Raw genomic sequence first — 6,327 nt, 5'->3', positions numbered from 1 at the left:
GGAAAGTCGTTTCGCGTGGGGATCACCGGCGTGCCCGGCGTCGGCAAGTCGACGACGATCGAAGCGCTCGGGATGCATCTGATCGAGCAGGGTCACCGCGTGGCGGTGCTGGCTGTCGACCCGTCGTCGACGCGCACGGGTGGTTCGATACTCGGCGACAAGACACGCATGGGCACCCTGGCCGTGCATCCCGACGCCTACATCCGGCCGTCTCCGACGTCGGGCACGCTCGGTGGCGTCGCGAAGGCAACCCGCGAGAGCATCGTGCTCGTCGAGGCCGCCGGGTTCGACGTGGTGCTCGTCGAAACGGTTGGCGTCGGTCAGTCGGAGGTGACCGTCGCCAACATGGTCGACACGTTCACGTTCCTCACCCTCGCGCGGACCGGCGATTCACTGCAGGGCATCAAAAAGGGTGTGCTCGAGCTTGCCGACGTCATCGTCGTGAACAAGGCAGACGGCTCGCATCTCACCGAGGCCAAAGGTGCTGCGCGCGAACTGAAGAATGCGCTGAAGCTGATCTATCCACACGACGCGCTGTGGGTGCCGCCCGTCCTGACGATGAGCGCGCTCGAGAACACCGGCGTCGACGACTTCTGGCGGGCCGTCGAGCGCCATCATTCCGTGCTGGTCGACGCAGGCGAGTTCGACGCCAGGCGCAGCCGCCAGCAGATCGACTGGACATGGACGATGGTGCGCGACGAGTTGCTCAGCCGTCTGGCCGCCAGCCCCGAGGTCGCCGGGATCCGCGGCGACGTCGAAGCGCGTGTCGGCTCCGGCGACCTGACGCCTGCCCTGGCTGCCCAGGAAATCCTCGCCTCCTTCGATCGTCGGTGACCGACGGGGCACCGACCGTGAGACCCCGATGGCCTGCTAGGTTGCTTAGGGTCGCCTAATGTCGGGCGCCGTGTCTGTAAGGAAGGCGGTCTCATGCGTTCTCTGGCCAGGATCCCGCGGCGTCGTTTCGCCGTGATGCTTGGGTCGGTGGTATCGATACTCCTGGCGGTGGTGATCGGGTTGGTGCCCACACTCACCGCGACTCCCGCCGCGGCAGCGCCCGCCAAGGCAGGCACCGTACTCAGCGCTGAAGACATCACGGACAGGCCCGACGCGAAAGTGGCGGGAGCGGGCAAAGTCGTTGCCGTTACCTACCTTTCGCCGCAGAGTGACGGCACGCTCGTGCCCGTGCGTGCCACGATCATGATTCCCGCCGTCGCCGCACCGAAGGATGGCTATCGCGTACTGGCTTACGGTCATGGCACCGCGGGGCTCGGCGACGACTGCACCGTCACCGATCGCATGGGGCATCAGGGGCGCTACGACTCCTGGCTTGGTCCGTGGCTCAAGAAGGGCTACGTCATCGCGGCGACCGAGTACGCAGGTATCGGCGGCCCCGGCGTGCACGCCTACCTCGACGGCGACGTCGCCGGGAAGAACATCCTCGATTCCGTTCGCGCGGCGCGTGTGGTGACCCCACAGTTCGCCGGCGCGCAGACGTCGAAGGGCTTTGTGTCCACGGGCGGTTCGCAGGGTGGACACGCTGCGCTGTGGGCCGGTCACCTCACGCCGTCGTACGCGCCCGAGCTGACCAATGTCGGTGTCGCCGCGACCTCACCGCCCGTCGACATCGCCGACTACTTCTCGGCGATCCGACCGGGCGTTCCCCCGGTCGAGGTGCCTGACTACGTCACCTACTTCTCGTATGTGCTCGCAGGACTCAAGGTCGCGCGTCCCGATGTGGACGTCGATTCGTACCTGACCCCGCGGGGGCGCAAGGTTGTGAAGGATGCCCAGACGCTGTGCTACCCGAATCAGGGTCGCGCGACAAAGGGCATGACCGTCGGGCAACTCGTTGCGAAGCCATTCAACGAGGGGCCGCTGATCCCGGCTTTGCGTTCGGTGACCTACGTGCCCGAAAAGGGTTACCCCGCACCGATTCTGCTCCAGCAGGGCGCACTCGATCCGGTGGCGTTCGCGCCACTGACGACGCAGTGGGTCGATCGCGCGAAGGCCAACGGCGTCGATGTCGATCTTCGCATCTACCAGGCGGGCCACGGCGTCGGCGTCTACGCCGAGACCAACGCGCTGGCCTGGTCTGAAAAGCAACGCTGGCCGACGGCCTGATACCACAAGAACTGCGTCCCGCTCACCGATTGCTCGGTGAGCGGGACGCAGTCGTTATGGGGTGTTCTCCCTGGAACTGGCGCCGTGAGAACTTGGCTGACTCAGAACTTGGCAGCCACGGGGTCGAGAGTGTTGATCACGAATCCGACCGACGGTGCGCTGGGCACGCTGAAGGCGGGCTGCGTCTTGTCGTCGAGGAACACCACGGTGCCCTTCTTGACCGCGGGGAGCGACGACCAACCCGGAACGCGTTCTGCGACAGCAGGGTCGCCGCCCGGCGTGTAGACCACGAGTAGATCCGAGTCGAGCAGGTCGATTCGCTCGGCAGAGATCAGTGAGCGCGTCGAACCCTCCTTGTGCTCGGCGGCGACCTTCGGGTTCAGGGTGAATCCGAGCTGGGCGATCAGCCCTGCGGCGGCGTCGTCGGTGGTGTTGATAGCGCCGACCTGACCGGTCGGGCCAACCTGTGCGAAGGTGAACGTCTTGCCAACGGCCGCAGGGTACTTTGCCTTGAAGTCAGCGATCTTCTTGTTCGTCGAGTCGACGAGTTCGGATGCCTGCTGCTGCTTGCCGAAGATCTGCCCGGTGGTGGTGGTGATCTTCTCCCAGGTGTCGACCGTCGCACCCTTGGTCAGGACGGGAATGGTCGGTGCGATCTCGGACAGCTTGTCGTAGCGACTCTTGTCGCCGACGTAGCCCGCCAGGATCAGATCCGGCTGGTACTTGGCAATCTCGCCGACGCTGACCTGCGAGATGTCTGCGACCTGCACCACCTCGGAGTCGTGCTTCGGAGTCCACTCGAAGCTCGGGGTGCCCTGCGGAACGAACTCAGCGGTGATCGGGATATTCAGCGCCGCAAGGGTGTCGGTCCAGTCGGTGAGCAAGCTGACGACCTTGGTCGGCTTCTTGTCGATCTTGGTGCTGCCGTACTCGTGGTCGATCGTCACGGGGGCGAACGATTCCGAGGACGACGACGATGCGTCGTCTTCTGAGGACGAGCAAGCGGCCAGGAAACCGATGAGTCCTGCTGTCAGCAGAACCGCGAGTGCCCGCGTCGCGCGCGTTTTCTTCACTTCAATCCAATCGTCGGTGTCGGTTATGTCAGTTTCGGACGGTACATCGCACATCACATGTCCAACGTCGCACCTCCGTCGACACGAAGGTCGTGCATGGTGATGTGGCGTGCGGCGCTCGACGCGAGGAACACCACTGTCGAGGCGACATCTTCGGGACTTGCTATGCGTCCCAACGGTATTCCGAGTCGATACGCGTCCGGATCTCCGGCCAGTACCCGGTCTCGATCAGCGTCGTCGGTCCACATGCCCCGCAGCATCGGCGTGTCGGTGGAACCGGGGGAGACGATGTTGACGCGGACACCGTATGGCGCGACCCGGAGTCCGAGGCTGCGTGCGTACGACGTCGCGGCGGCTTTCGATGCGGCGTATGCCGCCAGTCCCGATCGCGGTGTGGCTCCGGCGTTGCTCGAGACGACCACGACGGATCCGCTTCGTCGCGCGGTGAGGTCGTCGAGTGAGACGTCGAGCAGATTGCGCACCCCGCCCGCGTTCACGGCCATGCAGGTATCCCAGTCGTCGGCCATCACGCCCGCGGCCGAGACGACGATGTCGACGGGGCCCGCCTGCGTCGCCGCCTTCCATGCATCGCCGACCGCCTGCCGATCGGTGACGTCGACACTACGAATACCGGTGTCGTGCATCAGATCCCACGCGTCAACCGATGCCCCATGCGCGCGTAGCAACGCGGCGACGGCTGCCCCGATACCCCCCGCGGCACCGGTGACCACCGCACGCGTTCCCGCGAGCGAGCCGGGTTCAGGTAGGACGGGTTCAGGGAAGGCGGGCTCAGGCAGGTCAGGATCAGGCAGGTCAGGATCAGGCATGGCTGCGCGCCCCGCGCGCGGGGGTGTCCGATTCTGACGTTGCGCCTTTCCGCAGCGCCTCGACAACGTCGTCGGTGGTGAGGACCCGGCCCGCACGCTTGCCAACGTACTCGCACGCCATCGTGTGTTCGTCGCGGGTGAAGTCGGCAACGGCGTCGGCAACGAAGAACGGTTCGACGTCCATCATGAACGCCTCCGTCGCGCTGATCATGCAGCCCATGTGGGCGTAGACGCCGATCACGATGAGCTGATCACGTCCGTGGCGTGCCAGCAGGTGTCGCAGATCGGTGCGCTGGAAACCCGAGTACCGCCACTTGGTGACGGTGATGTCGCCGCTGCGCGGCGCCAGTGCGGGGATGATGTTCTCGTCGCGGCCCGAATCGAGTCCACGGCCCCAGAAATCGGCCAGGATTCCTCGACGTGAGGGATGCTGATCGCCGGGCTGGGCCGTGTAGACAACCGGTATGCCCGCGGCGGTGGCGGCTGCGCGGATGGCGACCATGTTCGGGAGCGCGGTCGCCATCGGTTCGGCCTGCGCGTCGTAGGCGTCGATGAAGTAGTTCTGCATGTCGTGGATCAGCAGTGCGGCACGCGAGGGTTCCAACTTCCAGTCGACGCGCTGCGGGAACGGTCCGTCGGGAATCTGGTACGGGGTGATCGTCGGGATAGCCACGCCATTAGGGTAGCCTCACCTTTATGCTCGTGTCTCCATGGCCCCCGGAACTGGAAGCGAAGTATCGAGCCGACGGACTGTGGGTGGGGGAGACGTTCGACGACGTCCTGCGCTCTCGCGCCACCGACCCGGCGTCCGCCGACCGCACCGCTGTCGTCGACATCCACCGAAGACTCAGTTACGCGGAGCTGGACGATCGCGTCGGCCGGATCGCGGCGGGCATGGTCGAAGTCGGTATCGCGCCCGACGACCGTGTACTGGTGCAGATCCCGAACCGGGTCTGCTATGTCGAAGCCGTTTTTGCGCTGTTCCGACTCGGCGCGATTCCGGTCTTCACCCTTCCCGCTCATCGAGCGGGCGAACTCGTCGGTATCGCGCGCGCGGCGGGCGCCACCACGATCATCTCGCCACGCGAGGACTCGGGGTTCGACTATCGCGGACTCGCCGACACCATCGCGGCACAGGTTGATTCGGTCACCCGGTGGATCGACGCTGACGACCTCGACGCGTTGTCTTTGGAACCGATCGAGCACGACCGCGCGGACCCCGCCGAGCTGGCCTTCCTACAGCTCTCGGGCGGAAGCACGGGCATCCCCAAGCTGATTCCGCGCACACATGACGACTACCTCTACAGCGTGCGTCGCAGCAACGAACTCTGCGGAGTCACCGTCGACACCGTCTACCTCGCCACGCTGCCCGTCGCACACAACTTCCCGATGAGTTCGCCAGGCATTCTCGGCGCGATGTGTGCTGGCGGAACAATCGCGCTCACCGCGTCGCCCGCGCCGTCCGTCGCATGGGAGATGGTGGCACGCGAGGGCGTGACGATGACCGGCCTCGTGCCCCCCCTCGCGCGGCTGTGGACCGAAATCGCCGAGGCCGGAACGTCTTTCGACCTCTCATCGCTCGACGTCATCCAGGTCGGAGGAGCGCGCTGCCCTGACGAACTCGCACGCCGCATCGGCCCGGCGCTCGGGGTGCGATTGCAGCAGGTGTTCGGCATGGCTGAGGGCCTGGTCTGCTACACGCGACTCGACGATCCGATCGACGTGATCACCACGACGCAGGGCCGTCCGATGTCGGCCGACGACCAGATCAGGCTCGTCGACGAGGACGGCGTCGACGCCGGTGCCGGCCCGGGCTTTCTGGAGACGCAGGGGCCGTACACGATTCGTTCGTATTGGCAGGACGCGAGTGCGTCGTCGTTCGCGTCAGACGGGTGGTACCGCACGGGCGACGTCGTCGAGCTGACGGCAGACGGCAACGTCGTGGTGCGCGGTCGTGGAGGTGATCGTGTCAACCGCGGCGGCGAGAAGGTGTCTGCCGAGCAACTCGAAGAACAGTTGCTGACACACCCTGCGGTGCGCGACGCCATCGTGGTGGCGGTGGCCGACCCCTACCTCGGTGAGCGCACCTGTGCCTATCTCATCCCCGACGACGCGGACAATCCGCCGAATCTCGCTGGTATCCGACGCTTTGTCCGCGAGAACGGCCTCGCCGAGTGGAAGCTCCCCGACGTCGTCAAGATCATCGACGAGTTCCCCGAGACCGGCGTCGGCAAGGTGAGCCGCAAGAAGCTCCGCGAGGTCCTCGCGGGCTGAGCCTTCTGACCGCTCAGGCCGCTCAGGCCGCT

The 6,327-nt window shown here is 65.8% G+C and carries 6 protein-coding genes; 3 read left to right on the top strand and 3 right to left on the bottom strand.

The genetic code is table 11. From position 1 onward, the window contains the following. Both meaB and A5777_RS14055 read left to right on the top strand, forming a co-directional pair. The coding region (gene meaB / locus A5777_RS14060) for a methylmalonyl Co-A mutase-associated GTPase MeaB (RefSeq protein WP_064863134.1) at positions 1-834 on the top strand (834 nt) is incomplete at its 5' end. 93 nt (positions 835-927) lie between these two features. After that, positions 928-2,121 (top strand): lipase family protein, encoded by a 1,194-nt coding sequence (locus A5777_RS14055; protein WP_082933674.1) that lies wholly within the window; start codon positions 928-930, stop codon positions 2,119-2,121. Between the two features lie 101 nt (positions 2,122-2,222). On the opposite strand, the gene A5777_RS14050 is transcribed toward A5777_RS14055, so the two are convergent. Genes A5777_RS14050 through A5777_RS14040 form a run of 3 tightly spaced genes read right to left on the bottom strand, consistent with a single transcriptional unit; the run spans position 2,223 to position 4,694 of the window. Beyond that, positions 2,223-3,194 carry an iron-siderophore ABC transporter substrate-binding protein gene (locus A5777_RS14050; RefSeq protein ID WP_039854583.1) on the bottom strand — a complete coding sequence of 324 codons (972 nt, stop codon included), beginning with the start codon at positions 3,192-3,194 and terminating at the stop codon, positions 2,223-2,225. A 53-nt stretch (positions 3,195-3,247) separates the two neighbouring features. Beyond that, positions 3,248-4,021, bottom strand: a complete 774-nt coding sequence (locus tag A5777_RS14045; protein ID WP_005202862.1) for a 2,3-dihydro-2,3-dihydroxybenzoate dehydrogenase — start codon at positions 4,019-4,021, stop codon at positions 3,248-3,250. Further along, a complete protein-coding gene (locus tag A5777_RS14040; RefSeq protein ID WP_064863132.1) occupies positions 4,014-4,694 on the bottom strand; it encodes an isochorismatase family protein in 681 nt (226 codons plus the stop codon). The genes A5777_RS14045 and A5777_RS14040 overlap by 8 nt, the downstream gene beginning before the upstream one ends. 23 nt (positions 4,695-4,717) lie before the next feature. Between A5777_RS14040 and A5777_RS14035 the strand changes: the two genes are divergently transcribed. Continuing rightward, complete coding sequence (locus A5777_RS14035) at positions 4,718-6,295, top strand: (2,3-dihydroxybenzoyl)adenylate synthase (protein ID WP_064863131.1); 1,578 nt, start codon at positions 4,718-4,720, stop codon at positions 6,293-6,295. Positions 6,296-6,327: the final 32 nt, after the last annotated feature.

Source organism: Gordonia sp. 852002-10350_SCH5691597, assembly GCF_001665715.1.
In the GTDB taxonomy this organism is placed as follows: Bacteria; Actinomycetota; Actinomycetes; order Mycobacteriales; family Mycobacteriaceae; genus Gordonia; species Gordonia sputi.
This window is presented reverse-complemented; position numbering and strand designations above follow the sequence as displayed.